Source organism: Rickettsia tillamookensis, from assembly GCF_016743795.2.
Lineage (GTDB): Bacteria > Pseudomonadota > Alphaproteobacteria > Rickettsiales > Rickettsiaceae > Rickettsia > Rickettsia tillamookensis.
Window position 1 is genome coordinate 607545 of the sequence record NZ_CP060138.2, and the last position, 16167, is coordinate 623711.

Consider the following 16167-nt stretch of genomic DNA (forward strand, 5'->3'; position numbering starts at 1 on the left):
ATGAAAATTTTTATTATATTATTTACTATTATAGTTTCTATAACATCACGAGCTTATGCTAATAATTTAAACTCACATATAGCTTATTGTGATAATATACAAGTAGAACAACAAGAAGATTTGATAATACAAAAATTGGTTAAACTATTTGCGGCTGAAATGAATTGTATTATTGGTGGCTGTTTACAACAATGGGATGTGCAAGATAATCGAGTAAAATATTCAATTGCTTGGCAAGAACAATGTGGACCTGTAATTTATGGTCAGTATCAACTGGGAGACAATGGTAGAGGTTCTACTTTCGTATGTGAACGCTCTAAAAATTCCGTATGTTGTTGGCCGCTTGGATATGAATATAATAAAGCGTTTGTAATATGTTCATCTAATTATATTGAAAACTAATATTTACTTACTAACTTTTACGAGTTCTTTAAATAATTCTAAATCTACTCCATTATCGTTAAGATATTCAGGATGCCATTGAACGCCGATAACAAATTTATGTTTAGTTGATTCAATGGCTTCAATTATCCCGTCTTCTGCTTTTGCAGATACTATAAGATTATTACCAAGTTGTTTAGCAGCCTGGTGATGAGTAGAATTAACCATAGTTTGTAGATGATTATTAGCTATTTTAGCAAGTTTAGTATTTGCTTCTATATTAATTGCATGCGAAACTATGTTTTTAGGCGAAGGTTGTGTATGATTAATTACAGTTTCAATATAATCAGGAATATGTTTAATAAGCGTACCCTTAAAAATAACGTTTAATAACTGCATACCTCGGCATATTCCTAAAACCGGAATATCTCTCTCTAATGCTTTCTTTAAAACTAATATCTCAAAATTATCACGTTCTTCATTAGAAATTACTACATCTTCGGCGTATTCCGGCTCATAAAATTTAGGATGTATGTCCTCATCACCTCCTGGAATTACAACACCGTCAACAAGTTCCATAAGCTGATTTATTGTATCAGTTTGATAAGGTAATAATAGAGGTACACCACCGGCTGCAATAATTGCATCGGTATAGTTTCTTCGCAAGGCGTACCATGGAAAAGCAGCGTAAGTATATTTTTCACAATTTTGAGCTAAATCAGGTGTAACACCTATTATCGGTTTCTTTTTCATTTTGTTATCGTTTTATTATTTTTCTGTCAGCTATGTTGTTTATAAAAGTCCCGTCATTGCGAGCCAGCATTTATGCTGGCGTGGCAATCTCAGGAGTTTTTTAAATTATCTTATGAGATTGCCGCGTCGTTGCTAACGCAACTCCTCGCAATGACGACTTGGCATCCGCACAGCAAAGGCACTATTACCCCTCAATATGCGGGGGTGTTTCAAAAGTATGGAATGGCGGTGGTGAGGTAAGCGTCCACTCAAGCGTATCAGCACCGTCACCCCAAGGATTGTTAGGACAATTTTTTCCGTATTTTAGTGTATAGAAAACGATAAATACAAAATAAAGAGCAGCCGCCATAGAGATACCTGCTCCTATCGACGAAACCATATTCCAGCCGGCAAAAGCTTCAGGGTAGTCCGGTATTCTTCTTGGCATACCCGCAAGCCCTAAAAAATGCTGTGGGAAGAAAGTTAAATTAACACCAATAAATGTAATCCAAAAATGAATTTTGCCTAAAATTTCCGGATATTGTTTACCGGATATTTTGCCGAACCAGTAATAAAATCCTGCAAATGCCGTAAATAAAGCACCGAGCGACATTGTATAATGGAAATGTGCCACAACATAGTAAGTATCGTGCAGTACCCTATCAAGTGCCGAATTTGATAGGATTATGCCGGTTACGCCGCCAATCGTGAATAATATAATAAATCCTATTGAAAATAGCATAGGAGTCGGGAATGTAATCGAGCCACCCCACATAGTTGCTATCCAACTAAATATTTTAATGCCCGTCGGAACTGCTATAATCATTGTTCCGGCAGTGAAATATATAAGTGCATTATAAGAAAGACCAACAGTAAACATATGGTGAGCCCATACGATAAACCCGACGAATCCGATTATTACCATAGCTCCGACCATTCCTTGATAGCCGAATATAGGTTTGCGTGAAAAAGTTGAGATAACCTGGCTAACTATACCAAAGCCCGGAAGTATTACGATATATACTTCAGGATGACCGAAAAACCAAAATAGATGCTGAAATAATACGGGATCACCGCCGCCGTCAGGCTTAAAGAAATTAGTTCCAAAGTTACGATCTGTAAGTAGCATAGTAATAGCTCCGCCAAGTACCGGCATGGCTAAGATTATAAGGAATGCAGTTACTAATATAGACCAAACGAATAACGGCATCTTGAAAAGTCCCATGCCCGGAGCTCTCATATTAAAGATAGTAACGATTAAGTTAATTGATCCGAGGATTGATGATAGACCCGTTAAATGTAAGCTAAAAATAGCCATATCAACGGCTGCTCCCGGATGACCGCTCAAATTACTTAAAGGAGGGTAAAGCGTCCAGCCCGTTCCGGGACCGCCGTCAACAAAAGCAGAACCCATAAGTAGGATGAAAGCAGGAACTAACAGCCAAAAACTGATATTGTTAAGGCGTGGAAATGCCATATCGGGAGCTCCTATTAACAGAGGTACGAAATAGTTACCAAAGCCGCCAAACAAAGCCGGCATAATCATAAAAAATACCATAATAACCGCATGTGCCGTGATAAGCACGTTATATAGCTGGAAATCATGATTTAAGAAAGTGCCGCCGGGCATTGCAAGCTCTAACCTAAAAAGCAGTGAGAACAAACCGCCGACAATTCCGGCAAAAACGGCAAATATGATATACATAATGCCGATATCTTTATGATTGGTAGAAAAAAGCCACCGCCTCCAACCGTGCGGAGTGTGGTGGTCATCGTGATAAATTTCGGTAGTAGTTATAGTCTGAGTCATAAATTATCCTGAATTTTGCTAGCTAATGCTATTCTGATTGTGTATTAGGTTTGAGGTACCCAGAATGACTTGTTTTATAAAAGTGACGTATCTTTTCAATATAATTACGAAAATCCTTATTTTCTTCAGCTAAACGGTTTGCCGTATTCCAATCTACTTCCGGTCGTTCTTTTGCCGGAATTCTAATATAGCTTTCTAAAGGTTTATCTATATTAAGTTCAATAACACCAATCCCATGTAAGTTGCATAATATGTTTAATTCTTTTTTTTGTATTGTCACCGCGAATTTCCGTGATAACTAAATATCCCAAATTAGCCCAAGAAGAATTACTAACAGTTTGAAAAAATATTTGACGAACATTGGATTGGTTAATTACCGTTTTTACTTCGTACGATGATAGTTTGGTTTTTTTGTCAAAATATTCTTGTACACAATCCTTGATTTCATCGTTCCAATCGGCACTTAAATCTTCTATTCCAACAATATCGGGATATAACCATTTATTACCGTCGGGTCCACGTCCATTGGTTGAACGTTTTTCATTAATTCGATAACTATATATGTTGAATTCTGAATGCAAAAATTCAGATAATTTACTATATAAATCTTTTTCTTTTAACTTAGGAGAAGAGCCGGAAGCGTTAAATGTTTCTATCTGCTCAATTTCTTCTATATCGGTTTTTTCTGTATAATAATATTTACGTGGTCGTCCTTCTATTGTTTTAATTTTAGGATGATTTTTCTGTAAACTTGATCGAAACTTGGGGATTTCAGCTGCAATTTGTTTAATCAAAGCCTTATCATCTGTTAATAATACTTTTTTTGCTTTACTTCTTTGTCGTTTTTCTTCGCATTGTTTAGGATAATCTTTAAAAATTCCTTTTGCAAGTTCGTCAGATGTAAATTTTTCATCAGAATGCTTTTGTAAAAACTCAGGAATAACTTTTGGTAGATTTAATGTCATAAATATTTACTATTATTATTTTGCTTGTACTAATTTCTCAGTATTGGCTTCGAGTTGATTTGTTATTCATTATTCTTAGTTAGCAGCCAATTTTGGATTTTCACCATTTACAGCAACCTTATTCTTACTCGCTATCCAGTTGTCGAAATCCTCTTTACTTACTACTTCTATAGCAATCGGCATGAAGCCGTGATTAATACCGCATAGCTCGGAGCATTGCCCGTAATATACACCTTTCTTGGCAACTCTTGTCCAGGTTTCGTTTATTCTACCTGGGACTGCATCTATTTTAAACCCAAGCGACGGAACGGCAAAACTATGTATTACATCACCTGCGGTAATAAGAAACCTTACGGTAGCATTTTCAGGGATAACAATGCGATTATCAACATCTAATAATCTTTTTTGGTCAGGTTTTAAATTCTCATCAGAGATCATTACGCTATCAAATTCTAAATTATCATGATCAGGATATATATAATGCCAATACCATTGATAACCTACTACTTTAATAGTTAAATCCGTTTCGGGTATTTTTTCGGCATGACGCAATATTCTAAAAGACGGCACTGCAATAATAACTAAAATTATAATAGGTATTACAGTCCAAATTATTTCTATTAAAACATTATGTGAAAATTTTGCTGGTACTGGATTATTTTTTGCATTAAATCTGATACATACAAAGCCGAGTAATCCGGCAACAAATAAAACAATAGCTGTTGAGATATAAAGCAGAAAATTATGAAAATGATGTAATTCCTCCATAATCGGGCTTGCCGGCGGTTGGAACGTTACTTGCCAAGGTAACGGCTCGGAGGCAAAGCAATTACTACTAACAATCAAAAAACAAATTAAAGCAATAGACATCTTCCAAAACTTCGCTTCTAGAGGTAATTTATACGTCGAGCCTAGACTCGCATCTGCACGATTGCTTATGTATGCTGCGGTGCAAGGTGAAGTGTATCCTTTAAATTCCTCTCTATAAGCTGGTTTGGAAAGATGTCTAATAATATTTTTCATAGCACATATAAAGTTATTTCTATATATAATATAAATGTATATACAGTTTTATTAAAGTAAAAATCGATAAATTTTTGTAAAAACTACATATTTTTAATAATATTTGAGCTAGAAAGTGTACCTATATTAGGATGTTGCAGTAAGTCAATAACTTCTATTACTTTTGCATTTATTAATTTTGCTTGAATTTGTTTATTTATTAACTGAGGATCGTGCTTTGTTACAGCGATTACAGAAGGACAAATATTTTGCACTAACCGAGCATAATCATTAAAATCTTTTAGTTTAGGTAATATAAGTATTTTATCAACAAATGTGAAAGAACTTAAAATTTTTGCTCGTTGTAATTGATTATGAATAGGTTGACGTTTTTTATATTTAATAATTGTTTCATCCGGCTCTAAAGCAATGATTAAGTATTTACCTTGTTTTTTAGCTTTGCGTAGAAATTCTATATGACCGTAATGTAATAAATCAAAACAACCGCCTACTAGAACTATTTCACTATTTATAGGACAGTTTTTATTTAAAGAAATATTCTCATAATATTCTATTTTGGGCAATTTAATATCATTATGGTTAGATGAGCAGGACATAAGATTTATAAAAATTAATAGAAGTAGGAAAAGTCTAGGCATAATCTTCATTTATATAAGTTAATGAAAATTAACTTATATAAAAAATTTAATTTTAATCAATAAAAAACTAATAAAACAGAAATAAAACAAAATTTTACAATTTTCTATTGTAATTTGTTTGTATATAGTTCATATTATTATTAGTAATGAAAAATTGATTCAAATAATCTTCAGAGCAATTTTAATGAATGATACCGCACTATCTTATGATTTTAATGGCATATTACCATCATCTTTTATTAGTGCACGTCTCAGGAAAATCCTCACCTCTTCTTCCTTATTATTATTTATAGCATTAGTTGTTTTTGTCTCTTTTGCCGTTAATAATTATGTTAACGACACTTTATCCATAACTTTAGTACAACCTGATAGTAGTGAAGAAGAAACAATTTCATTTAAAGAAGTAGTAGTAAAAAAAGGCGATACTATAAAGTCAATTTTGATAGAACAGAATATCCCTAAAAATGAAATAGAAAAAATTGTAAGTTTAGTAAAAGAGGGGAAGTTATCGTCCTCACTGAAAATAGGGCAGCAAATTACTTTTGAATATGAAACAAAAATTACTGAAAACGAGGATGAAGATTTAACCTCAGAGGTAACATTCTTAAATAAAATCGTTATAATTATCGATAAGCTAAAAACTATTGAAGTAATTAGAGAAGGTGATAATTTTAAAGTTGAAGAAATTGTAGTACCTTTAAGTAAAAAAGTTGCTAAATCGTCGGTAAGTATTGAATCAAATTTTATGTCAGCCCTTAAAAAACTGGGTTTATCGAATAATAGTATAATAGAGCTGATTAATGCTTATGCTTATCAAATCGATTTTCAGCGTCAAATAAAAAGCGGTGACACCGCAACCGTAATAACGGAAAAATACGTAACGGAAGACGGTAAATTTTCTCACCACGGTAAAATTTTATATGTTTCATTAAATCTTTCAGGGAAAGAATATAATATATATCGTTATTCTCATGATGGTAATGCAAATAATCAGGTGTTTTTTTCCGAAGACGGTAAGAGTGTAAAAAGAAGCTTACTTAAAACTCCGCTAAAAGTTATAAAAGTTTCTTCACATTACGGTAATAGAAAGCATCCGATATTAGGTTATACTAAACTTCATAAGGGAGTTGACTTTGCAGCTCCAACCGGTACGCCTATATATTCCGCAGGAAACGGAGTTATAACGGAGATAGGTTGGAAGTCGGGTTATGGAAAATTTATTCAGGTAAAACATAGTGGTACGCTATCTACTGCTTATGCTCATGCTTCAAATTTTGCAAAAAATTTAAAAGTGGGAAGCATAGTAAAACAGGGGCAGGTTATAGCATATGTCGGAAGTACTGGCAGAGCTACAGGTCCACATTTACATTATGAAGTTAAAATTGACGGCAAACATGTTAATCCTATGTCGGTTAAAACAACACCGGGGGTAGAATTAAACGGAAAAAATTTAGAGAAATTTAAACAATTTAAAAAAGAAATAAAAACTTTAAATGTTAAGCTTGATAAGGAATTGCAAGTCGGTAAAGCAGTTGAAGTTTCTTTGTAAGATATTCGTCATTGCGAGCAGGCATTATTGCGTGGATACCCGAATCGTCATTGCGAGGAGCGAAGCGACGTGGCAATCTCATGAAATAATAGCAAACTCCTGAGATTGCTTCGTCGAAACTTGCAGTTTCTTCTCGCAATGACGATTTGTGTAACCATTCCATACTATATTACTCATTCACAAAACCCCTATGTTCCTACTCCTAAAAAAACTATATCTAACATTTGCTCGTAGTAGTCGTATAATAATAACCTTAGTGATTATTGATCAGTTAAGTAAATGGTGGTTTATTGATAATTTGAGATGGAAACCAGGCTTAATGCTCAAGGTTACTTCTTTCTTAAATATGGTTTATACTTGGAATTACGGTATTAGCTTTGGTCTAATGCGTGAATATTATCAATATAGCAATGCTATTTTTTTAATAACTAACACGCTTATTGTCTGTTATTTATATTATTTGATGCTACATTCAAAAACAATAGGGAGTTTTGCAGGTTATAGCTTTGTAATCGGCGGTGCCGTTGGTAATCTAATTGATAGATTTTTTAGAGGAGCAGTTTTTGACTTCATCCATTTTCATTATCAGAATTATAGCTTCCCCGTATTTAATTTAGCTGATTGCTTTATTACAATAGGAGTAATTATCTTAATAGAAGATTATTGTAGTACTAAAAAAGTTATTGAAGAAAAGGCTAAAGGGAATTATGATAATGCTCAAATTGAAGCTATGGCTGAAAAAATTCGTAACACCGATCATAACGGTGACAATAGACCTCTTACATAACCTATCTTATAAAGAGGAATTTGAAGGAAACACGGAAGCACTTGCCACCGCAGCGTATATAGACAATCGTGCAGATGCGAGTACCGGATTGACGTACAAATTACCTTTAGAAGGAGGTTATGCAAGAGGTCTAATAAAATATAATTTAAATTAAAGGTGTATAAGTGAAAAAGATTTTTTTATTATTTACTGTCTTATTAATTACTTCTGCTTGTAGTAAAAAGTTAAAAGAAACCGTAGGTATATCAACAGCCGGACCTAATGAGTATCAAGTACAGCGTGCTAAAGCACTAGAAGTTCCGCCTCATTATTATTTGCCTGATCCCGGGAATAGTAAATCGACCTATAATAATATAAAAGGACAGGGTGAATTTAATGAAGGTGAACAAGCTTTAATGCAAGAGATAAACTAAGGTTTTTCTATGTCATTCCCGCGAAGGTGGGAATCCACTTTGTCATCCCGCGAGCTTGTAGCGGGATCCAGCTTTAAATACTAATAGCTATTAGTATTTAAAATTGTTTTTATGGACCCCGTGGTCGAGCCACGGGGTGACAGTTTCTTGCTCACCCCTTCAATTACAAAATCATGAATTCTCATACAAAACAAAAAATAGGTATTTTTGGGCTTGGTAAAACCGGTATATCGGTTTATGAAGAGCTGCAAGGTAAATGTGACGTAATTGTTTATGACGATCTAAAAGCAAATAGAGATATATTTGAAGAATTATATATAGTCAAATCATTTGACTATAGTAAAACCGCTATTGTTGCTTTATCTGATTCAAGATGGCAAAATTTAGATAAAATTGTCTTAAGTCCTGGAATTCCTTTAACGCATGAGATAGTGAATATTGCAAAAAATTTTAATATTCCAATCATTTCCGATATAGATTTATTATTTGAAAAATCAAAAAATTTAAACTTTATCGCCGTAACCGGTACAAACGGTAAAAGTACTACTACCGCTTTAATTAGCCATATCTTAAATAGTAACGGTTTAGACTATCCGCTTGCCGGTAATATTGGAGTTCCTGCTTTGCAAGCTAAAGCAAGTAAGAATGGATATATACTTGAATTGTCTTCTTTTCAGCTAGATCTAGTAAAAACCTTTACAGCTAAAATAGCCGTGCTTCTTAATATAACTCCCGACCATTTGGATAGACATCAAGATATGACCGGTTATATTGCAGCAAAATCTAAGATTTTTGATAGAATGGATAAAGATAGTTATGCAGTAATTAATATTGATAATGATTATTGTCGTGAAATTTTTACGCTATTACAGCAAGAGCAGCGTATAAAACTAATTCCTTTTTCGGTTACTAAAATTCTTGAAAACGGCATTTCGGTAGTTGATGATAAAATTAACGATAATGATATAAGTTATAAATTATCTTTTAATAAAAATTTGCAAGGAACTCATAATTATGAGAATATCGCTGCAAGCTATTCGGTCGCTAAAATAATAGGAGTAGAGGCTAAAAAAATACTTGAGTCTATAAGTAGTTTTCAAAGTTTACCTAATAGAATGCAATATATCGGTAGTATAAATAATATAAGTTTTTATAATGATAGTAAAGCAACAAATGCCATATCTGCCGTGCAATCAATTAAAGCACTAGATAATATTTATTGGCTTGCGGGAGGAATCCCTAAAGAGGGCGGTATTGAGGAAATAAAGCCTTATTTCAGTAAAATTAAGAAAGCTTATTTTTATGGTCAAGCTAAAGAAATATTTGCAAATACTGCTAAGAATATAGTAGATTTTGTAATATGTGATAATCTTGAGCAGGCTTTCGATCTTGCTTATAAGGATGCAGTAGGTGATAATGCGGAGGTAAAAAATATCTTGTTAGCACCTAGTTGTAGCTCATATGATCAGTTTAAAAATTTTGAAGAGCGTGGGGAATTGTTTATGAAGTTGTATTTGGAAAAATAAATTATGAAAAATAGCGAATTTAGAGCTTACGTATTTATACAAAACTCTTTAAAAGAGCTTGGTTGGAACATAAAAAATCCGTACTTTAATACTCATGGTCAAGTATATACACAGCATGAAGCTCTAAAAAATGAAGTATTAAAAATAGCATTACAGAGAAAAGTACCTGAAAATGTTATTAAACTTGATAATGGATTATGGTGGATTATTGAAGCAAAAGCGAGTCATAAAGATTTAGAAACTGCAGTAAATGAAGCAAAAGAATATGCGGTAATGCTAAATAAGCTACAAGAAAATAGTTGTGTTTTTATTAGCGGTGTTGCAGGAAATAAAGAAGATTCATTTTTAGTTGAGACTTATTATTTTTTTAATAAAAATTGGTATAGAGTTGAAATAAATGGATACAAAACAACAGGCTTTTTAACTCCGGAAACAGTTGAGAAAATTATTAATACAAATCATTATTCAGTTAATGAAGAGGTTGTTTCGGACGAATTATTTTTAGCAAAAGCAAATAAAATCAACAATATATTACATAATGGAGCTATAAACAAAAGAAATCGTGCAAAAGTTATTGCCTCTTTACTTTTAGCATTAGCAGAAGATGAAAATTTAAAAATAAGTAAAGAACCAACAATTTTAATAAAAGATATAAATACTAGAGTACATAGTATTTTAGCAAAACAAAATAAAGAAAATTTTGTACAAGAAGTTGAATTAAAATTACCTACGTCTAAAGATGTTCATATAAAACATAGGCAAGCCTTAGTCGATACAATACAAGAATTAAAAAATTTAAATATTCGTTCTGCTATTAATAGTGGTAGAGATGTATTAGGACAATTTTAAGAGGTTTTTTTAAAATATGCTAATGATGCAAAGGAAATAGGAATTGTCCTAACACCTAGGCATATAACGGAATTTGCTGTTGAATGTATTGATATAAAGTATAATGATTTTGTGTTTGATCCTACCTGTGGAACAGGAGGATTCTTAGTTTCAGCTTTTGATCGTATAAAATCTACTGCCTCAGAAGAGCAGATTTATGAATTTAAAAATAAACATATTTATGGTGTAGAGCAAGATGCTGAAATAGTTAGTTTAGCATTGGTAAATATGATATTTAGAGGTGACGGAAAAAGTAATATATATGAGGGGAATACGTTAAATAGTAAATTTAAAAAGATAAGTAGTGAATATAAAAAAATAGATTTATTAGTAGAAGAAGATATAGGAGAAACTTTTATAACAAAAGTATTAATGAATCCGCCGTTTGCAATAGAAAATGAAGAAGAATACAGATTTGTTAACCATGCACTTTCTCAAATGGTTAGAGGAGGAATGTTATTTGCTATACTTCCAACCTCAACTATAACCTCAGCCAGTGATGCTAAGGGCGAAATAACATGGAGAAAGGAATTGCTGAAAAGGCATACTATAAAAGCGGTTATTAAGTTGTCTGATGAGTTATTTTGTCCTGTAGCCTCAAAAGGCACTTATGCTATAATAATTGAGGCACATAAACCTCAAGATTTTAATCAAGAAGTATTATTTGCGATAATGGATGATGGCTATACCATGAAAAAAGCCAAAAGGGTTATATTAGATAATCTACCTTCAAATATTAAATTAATAAAACAAAAGGTTAGAGAATTTACTATATTAAATAATAAGATTGACAATATAGAAAAAGTAATAGGATTATCAAAACTTAATACTGATGATGATAGCTTTGATTTAGCCCCTGAAAGTTATCTGCAAGCTTCAAGTGATTTTAGCATGACTTTTGAGATTACAACAAATTTGTTACAAGCATTTATTAATCGAGATAAACATAAATTTAAGCAAAGTATAAATGAAACTAACGAAGAAATAAAAGTATTTGATATTTTAGAATTTTTTTCATCAATTAAGCGAGGTAAATGTCCACCTATTAATTCTTTAAAAGAAGGTAATATACCGGTAATTACAACAACTGAACTCAATAATGGTATTGTAGGTTATTATGATATACCGGTGAATATAATTGATACGGATTGTATTACTATTTCGGCAAACGGTTCTTCATGTTGTGCATTTTATCAACCGTATAAATTTACTGCAAACGCTGATGTTTTAATTTGTAAATTGAAACAAATATACAATAACTTATATTTTAAAATATTTTTATGTACAGCAATAAGGAGTAGTGCTTGGAAATTTACTTATTATAGAAAATGTAGTAATACTAAATTATTAAAAGATGTAAAAATTAAAATACCAATAAAAAATCAGCAAATAGACTATGAACTTATTAAATCAAAAGTTGAAAATTCTATAGGATTTGATTTATTAAAAAGCTATTTGTCTAGTATTTAAGAACCATCACATGTCTAATAACTTTATAAAATTATGGTGGCGGAGTACCGATAGGCAAATAATAATTTCTTTAATTATCTTATTTGCTTTTAGTCTAATGCTTGTTACTACCTCGGGTTCGGCAGTAGCAAGTAGAATAGGTCTTGAAGAAAATTATTTTGCATCTAGACAAATATTTTATTTAGCAGCCGCTTCAGGGCTTATATTATTATTTTCATGTCTTAATAAAAAATGGTTAAGGCGGTTTGCAATAGTTGGGTTTATTGCTAGTATAGTTTTATTAATAGCAGTTAAATTTTTTGGTTATGAAGTAAAAGGGGCAGTGCGATGGATTAATATTTTAGGTCTATCTATTCAGCCTTCAGAATTTATCAAACCGTTTTTTGCAGTTGTTACGGGCTGGATATTATCGCTAAAATTTAGTGATGATTTCCCAAGTTTTACGATTTGTATAATACTTTATTCTATTGTTGCTATTCTCTTAATTATTCAGCCGGATTTTGGAATGCTTGTAATGATTACGGCAGTTTTCGGTATTCAGCTATTTATTGCGGGTATGCCGATATTTTGGATTGTTCTAGCCGGTTTTTTAGGAATAATAGGAGTAACCATCGCTTATTTTTGGTTACCACACGTCACGCAAAGAATTAATTCATTTTTAGATCCTGATAGTAGCGAGAATTATCAAGTTAGTAAGTCTCTTAAAGCTTTTGAGCATGGCGGATTATATGGACGAGGTCCAGGGGAGGGAGCAGTAAAGCAGGTACTACCCGATTCGCATACGGATTTTATTTTTGCCGTAGCAGGTGAAGAGTTTGGAGCTATTATTTGCCTTATTGTTATAGGTATATTTGCTTTTATAGTATTAAGAAGTCTTATTAAATTATTAAACGAAACAGATAAATTTGTACAATTTGCTGCTAGCGGTATAATTGCACAATTAGGGCTTCAGGCAATAATTAATATGGGTGTGACCTTGCATTTACTTCCTACTAAAGGTATGACATTACCGTTTATTAGTTACGGTGGTTCTTCAACGCTTGCAATAGCTATCGCTACCGGTATGCTTCTTGGCTTTACAAGACACAGAACACCTTTAAATTCGTACAAAATTCGTAATATTGAAATATGAAAAAAATAATTTTAGTAGCAGGTGGTACGGGCGGGCATTTTTTTCCGGCTGTCGCTCTTGGAGAAGAATTAGTAAAACGTGGATATGAAGTTCATTTTATTACTGATTTAAGATGCCAAAAATATATAAATCACAATCTGGGGTTAATTTTTCATATCTTAGATTTAAAACGCTCAGGTAATATTTTTTTATTTTTACCAAACTTATCAATTGCGATCTTAAAAGCTATTAAATTATTATATAATATCAAATCTTCAGCTATTATAGGATTTGGCGGTTATCCTGTTATAGCTCCAATGTTTGCGGCAATTTTTTTAAGAGTACCGATTATAATTCATGAACAGAATTCTTACCTTGGAAAAGTTAATAAATTTTTTGTAAACTTTGCTAAAAAGATAGCTATTTCTTATGAAGACGTAAAAAATTTACCGGAATTTGCAAAAAGTAAAATAGTAGTTACCGGTGGGGTAGTTAGGGAGAATATTAGGGAGTTGGATTCTGTAGTGTACTCAGTGTCACCCCGTGGCTTGACCACGGGATCCAAAAAAATAAAAAAAAGACTGGATTCTGTGGCAGGACCACGGAATGACAAGCTTTTTACTATATTCATCTTTGGCGGTAGTCAAGGAGCTAAGCTATTTTCAGAGCTGATACCTGCAAGTATTCAAATTTTAATGCAAAAACAGCCAAATCTTAAATTAAATATAATCCAGCAAGCAGCATTAGATGATCAAGTAAAAATAAAAGATATATACTCGAAATTAAACATTAATTATGAATTTGCTGAATTCTTTGATAATATGGCATCGCAATATAAAGAAGCCGATTTAGTGATTTCAAGAGCAGGCGCATCTACTATAGAAGAATTGACCTATATAGGGTTGCCGGCAATCTTTATTCCACTACCTAGTGCTGCGGATAATCATCAATATTATAATGCAAAATTGCTTGCAGATAAAAAAGCAGGATGGTGTTTAGAGCAGAATAATATTTCTGCAGGAAAATTAGCAGATAAAATACTCGATTTGATAAATAATCCTAAGATATTAGGGGATGCTTCACAAAATTTATTAAAAAGAAGAAAAGAAGGGCATTTGCTACTAAGTAATTTAATAGAAAGAGTGATTTAACGTTTTGGCTCTGCGGAGGTCATTCTTGCGAAGGCGGGAATCCAGAAAAAAGCGAGATAAATTGAGCTTTTAATTTTTTAAATTTAAGTGTGTTTATACTTTTTAGTAGTTGGATTCCCGCTTTCGCGGGAATGACATAGAATGGCTATATTAAGCCATCCTAGCAAAGCCAAAAATACCTCAGAATAACAATAATTTAGTTAAGCACACAGAAGTCCGGCTCTTTATTCTTGCAAATTTGGCTATTATGTGGCATTAATCAAGAAAGTCTAATCAAAGTTTTGGAATAATATAAATATATGTTAAAAAAAATTATAATATTATTTTTAGGAATGTTTTTACTTTCAGCTTGTACCGATAATTTTAGAAGCTATTTTCAAAGATCCGCAAATAATAGATTGGTTGATGGTAAAGGTGCTAAAGGCGGTAAAAGAAAACCTGTATATAATAATAAATATATTACTTTGGCTAAAAAGAATATAGTAGAAGATAATCTTGATTATGATAACGAAGATGATGATGACTATGATAGCGATAGTCCTTTAAGAGGAGAAAGAATCGATCCTGTAAAGAGAAATCGTGAAATGTATCTTAAGATGATTAAAAGGGATATGGCAAGGCAAAAAGCAGAAGCCGGCTTCGCTGAATCCGATGATGATATGACTTTAAGTAGAGCAAATAAAAAGGTTAGAAAAGACGATAGCGATAAAGAAAAAAGGATGCAAGAGGAATTAAATCAGATAAAAGCAATGCTTAGAGAAACTAAGCGTGATATATCAAAATATACTTGTCCAAATGCTACGGTAAACCAAAATTATGCACCACCCGTTACAAATTATGAACCTGTAAATTATCCACCGGTAAAAAATAGTAAGCCGTATAATAACAATTCTAAGGTAAAGCAAAAATTTATCCGTGAAGATGATGATAACGGTAGTAATGCTTGTTCGATATAATATATGTCATTCCTGCTTCCGCAGGAATGACATACTATGTAATATATTTATCACTATTTAATAGATTTATTGTTTTTCAAATAAGATTATTATTTATTAATAAAAATTAATATTTGAATATAGAAATATGTTAAATTTATTAATAGGTATATTATGAAAAGTAAACTCTCAGCAAGTACTGCTAGTCTTACCTCTATAAAAGGCCTTCAAAACCCTATTGTTACTGAAATAAAAGAATTAACAAAAAAATTACATTTTAAAGATCAAGAGCTTGAAAAAGCTTACGGGATGGCTTCAGATGATGTTTCTATTCAAGCAACAAAGGGAACAGATATTATATGCTTTAAAAGCTGTAGAATCTGCAAAACAACATTTGACAGACAAGACACAAGAATTTTGTAATAAATTAAATGACTACGGCATTTGTGTTGCTTACTCATTTGCTAATTATAAAAAAAGCGGTAAGGACATATTAGAATTTGTATCACCTTATTTATTAAAAAACGCATCTGATATGGAATATATTAAGGCCTATATTCCTGAAGCATATATAAAAGAGAGTAATAAAAATGATGCTATGGAATTGCTTGGTAAACGAGAAGTAAGAGACTATTTAGATCAAAAGTCTTCTGAGTTAGTAAGCAAATCGCCTGTACCGTCTACCCCTTCTACAACGGACACATTTAATTATGATAGTGATGAAATTACGGTTGCCGGAGAAGAGAAAACGACGCCGAATACTGAACAAGCTTGATAACGCTGTCATC

At 32.3% G+C, this 16167-nt stretch carries 18 protein-coding genes; 12 read left to right on the forward strand and 6 right to left on the reverse strand.

From position 1 onward, the window contains the following. Complete coding sequence (locus H6P87_RS02885) at positions 1 to 402, forward strand: hypothetical protein (protein WP_202069960.1); 402 nt, start codon at positions 1 to 3, stop codon at positions 400 to 402. 3 nt (positions 403 to 405) lie between these two features. Here H6P87_RS02885 and H6P87_RS02890 read toward each other — a convergent pair whose 3' ends face one another. The 6 genes from H6P87_RS02890 to H6P87_RS02915 form a co-directional block, all read right to left on the reverse strand. After that, positions 406 to 1134, reverse strand: a complete 729-nt coding sequence (locus tag H6P87_RS02890) for a gamma-glutamyl-gamma-aminobutyrate hydrolase family protein (protein WP_202069961.1) — start codon at positions 1132 to 1134, stop codon at positions 406 to 408. Positions 1135 to 1318: 184 nt separating this feature from the next. Further along, complete coding sequence (ctaD, locus tag H6P87_RS02895) at positions 1319 to 2923, reverse strand: cytochrome c oxidase subunit I (protein WP_202069962.1); 1605 nt, start codon at positions 2921 to 2923, stop codon at positions 1319 to 1321. A 28-nt stretch (positions 2924 to 2951) separates the two neighbouring features. After that, complete coding sequence (locus H6P87_RS02900) at positions 2952 to 3203, reverse strand: hypothetical protein (RefSeq protein ID WP_202069963.1); 252 nt, start codon at positions 3201 to 3203, stop codon at positions 2952 to 2954. Beyond that, on the reverse strand, positions 3142 to 3888 hold the full coding sequence (locus H6P87_RS02905) for a hypothetical protein (protein ID WP_202069964.1): 747 nt from the start codon (positions 3886 to 3888) through the stop codon (positions 3142 to 3144). The genes H6P87_RS02900 and H6P87_RS02905 overlap by 62 nt, the downstream gene beginning before the upstream one ends. A 75-nt stretch (positions 3889 to 3963) precedes the next feature. Next, positions 3964 to 4911, reverse strand: coding sequence for a cytochrome c oxidase subunit II (coxB, locus tag H6P87_RS02910; protein ID WP_202069965.1), 948 nt, complete (start codon positions 4909 to 4911; stop codon positions 3964 to 3966). An 83-nt stretch (positions 4912 to 4994) separates the two neighbouring features. Then, positions 4995 to 5507, reverse strand: coding sequence for an FAD synthase (locus H6P87_RS02915; protein WP_246438069.1), 513 nt, complete (start codon positions 5505 to 5507; stop codon positions 4995 to 4997). A gap of 226 nt (positions 5508 to 5733) precedes the next feature. Here H6P87_RS02915 and H6P87_RS02920 point away from each other — a divergent pair, with 226 nt between their 5' ends. From H6P87_RS02920 to H6P87_RS02975, 11 genes are all read left to right on the forward strand, one after another. Beyond that, a complete protein-coding gene (locus tag H6P87_RS02920; RefSeq protein WP_202069967.1) occupies positions 5734 to 7098 on the forward strand; it encodes a M23 family metallopeptidase in 1365 nt (454 codons plus the stop codon). Positions 7099 to 7288: 190 nt separating this feature from the next. Continuing rightward, positions 7289 to 7885 carry a signal peptidase II gene (lspA, locus tag H6P87_RS02925; protein ID WP_202069968.1) on the forward strand — a complete coding sequence of 199 codons (597 nt, stop codon included), beginning with the start codon at positions 7289 to 7291 and terminating at the stop codon, positions 7883 to 7885. A 164-nt stretch (positions 7886 to 8049) separates the two neighbouring features. Further along, entirely contained in the window at positions 8050 to 8298 is a 249-nt protein-coding gene (locus tag H6P87_RS02935) for a membrane lipoprotein lipid attachment site-containing protein (protein WP_202069970.1), read from the forward strand. 173 nt (positions 8299 to 8471) lie between these two features. Further along, positions 8472 to 9824, forward strand: coding sequence for a UDP-N-acetylmuramoyl-L-alanine--D-glutamate ligase (gene murD, locus H6P87_RS02940; protein WP_202069971.1), 1353 nt, complete (start codon positions 8472 to 8474; stop codon positions 9822 to 9824). A 3-nt stretch (positions 9825 to 9827) separates the two neighbouring features. Beyond that, on the forward strand, positions 9828 to 10673 hold the full coding sequence (locus H6P87_RS02945) for a hypothetical protein (protein WP_202069972.1): 846 nt from the start codon (positions 9828 to 9830) through the stop codon (positions 10671 to 10673). 63 nt (positions 10674 to 10736) lie between these two features. Then, positions 10737 to 12182: an N-6 DNA methylase gene (locus tag H6P87_RS02950; protein ID WP_246438105.1), complete on the forward strand. Its 1446-nt coding sequence runs from the start codon at positions 10737 to 10739 to the stop codon at positions 12180 to 12182. A gap of 10 nt (positions 12183 to 12192) precedes the next feature. Beyond that, the gene (gene ftsW, locus H6P87_RS02955; protein ID WP_202069974.1) at positions 12193 to 13314 is read left to right on the forward strand and encodes a putative lipid II flippase FtsW; all 1122 of its coding nucleotides are present in this window, start codon (positions 12193 to 12195) and stop codon (positions 13312 to 13314) included. Beyond that, positions 13311 to 14444 carry an undecaprenyldiphospho-muramoylpentapeptide beta-N-acetylglucosaminyltransferase gene (gene murG, locus H6P87_RS02960; RefSeq protein ID WP_202069975.1) on the forward strand — a complete coding sequence of 378 codons (1134 nt, stop codon included), beginning with the start codon at positions 13311 to 13313 and terminating at the stop codon, positions 14442 to 14444. Before ftsW ends, murG begins: the two co-directional genes overlap by 4 nt. Positions 14445 to 14743: 299 nt before the next feature. Then, a complete protein-coding gene (locus H6P87_RS02965) occupies positions 14744 to 15400 on the forward strand; it encodes a hypothetical protein (RefSeq protein ID WP_202069976.1) in 657 nt (218 codons plus the stop codon). A 153-nt stretch (positions 15401 to 15553) separates the two neighbouring features. Next, positions 15554 to 15802, forward strand: coding sequence for a hypothetical protein (locus tag H6P87_RS02970; protein WP_202070188.1), 249 nt, complete (start codon positions 15554 to 15556; stop codon positions 15800 to 15802). Continuing rightward, positions 15774 to 16154, forward strand: a complete 381-nt coding sequence (locus H6P87_RS02975; RefSeq protein ID WP_202070189.1) for a hypothetical protein — start codon at positions 15774 to 15776, stop codon at positions 16152 to 16154. The genes H6P87_RS02970 and H6P87_RS02975 overlap by 29 nt, the downstream gene beginning before the upstream one ends. The last annotated feature ends 13 nt before the right edge of the window (positions 16155 to 16167 follow it).

Coding starts and splice junctions, on each gene's coding strand:
- H6P87_RS02885 (WP_202069960.1), top strand. CDS start 1: ATGAAAATTTTTATTATATTATTTACTATTATAGTTTCTATAACATCA.
- H6P87_RS02890 (WP_202069961.1), bottom strand. CDS start 1,134: ATGAAAAAGAAACCGATAATAGGTGTTACACCTGATTTAGCTCAAAAT.
- ctaD (WP_202069962.1), bottom strand. CDS start 2,923: ATGACTCAGACTATAACTACTACCGAAATTTATCACGATGACCACCAC.
- H6P87_RS02905 (WP_202069964.1), bottom strand. CDS start 3,888: ATGACATTAAATCTACCAAAAGTTATTCCTGAGTTTTTACAAAAGCAT.
- coxB (WP_202069965.1), bottom strand. CDS start 4,911: ATGAAAAATATTATTAGACATCTTTCCAAACCAGCTTATAGAGAGGAA.
- H6P87_RS02915 (WP_246438069.1), bottom strand. CDS start 5,507: ATGTCCTGCTCATCTAACCATAATGATATTAAATTGCCCAAAATAGAA.
- H6P87_RS02920 (WP_202069967.1), top strand. CDS start 5,734: ATGAATGATACCGCACTATCTTATGATTTTAATGGCATATTACCATCA.
- lspA (WP_202069968.1), top strand. CDS start 7,289: ATGTTCCTACTCCTAAAAAAACTATATCTAACATTTGCTCGTAGTAGT.
- murD (WP_202069971.1), top strand. CDS start 8,472: ATGAATTCTCATACAAAACAAAAAATAGGTATTTTTGGGCTTGGTAAA.
- H6P87_RS02945 (WP_202069972.1), top strand. CDS start 9,828: ATGAAAAATAGCGAATTTAGAGCTTACGTATTTATACAAAACTCTTTA.
- ftsW (WP_202069974.1), top strand. CDS start 12,193: ATGTCTAATAACTTTATAAAATTATGGTGGCGGAGTACCGATAGGCAA.
- murG (WP_202069975.1), top strand. CDS start 13,311: ATGAAAAAAATAATTTTAGTAGCAGGTGGTACGGGCGGGCATTTTTTT.
- H6P87_RS02965 (WP_202069976.1), top strand. CDS start 14,744: ATGTTAAAAAAAATTATAATATTATTTTTAGGAATGTTTTTACTTTCA.
- H6P87_RS02970 (WP_202070188.1), top strand. CDS start 15,554: ATGAAAAGTAAACTCTCAGCAAGTACTGCTAGTCTTACCTCTATAAAA.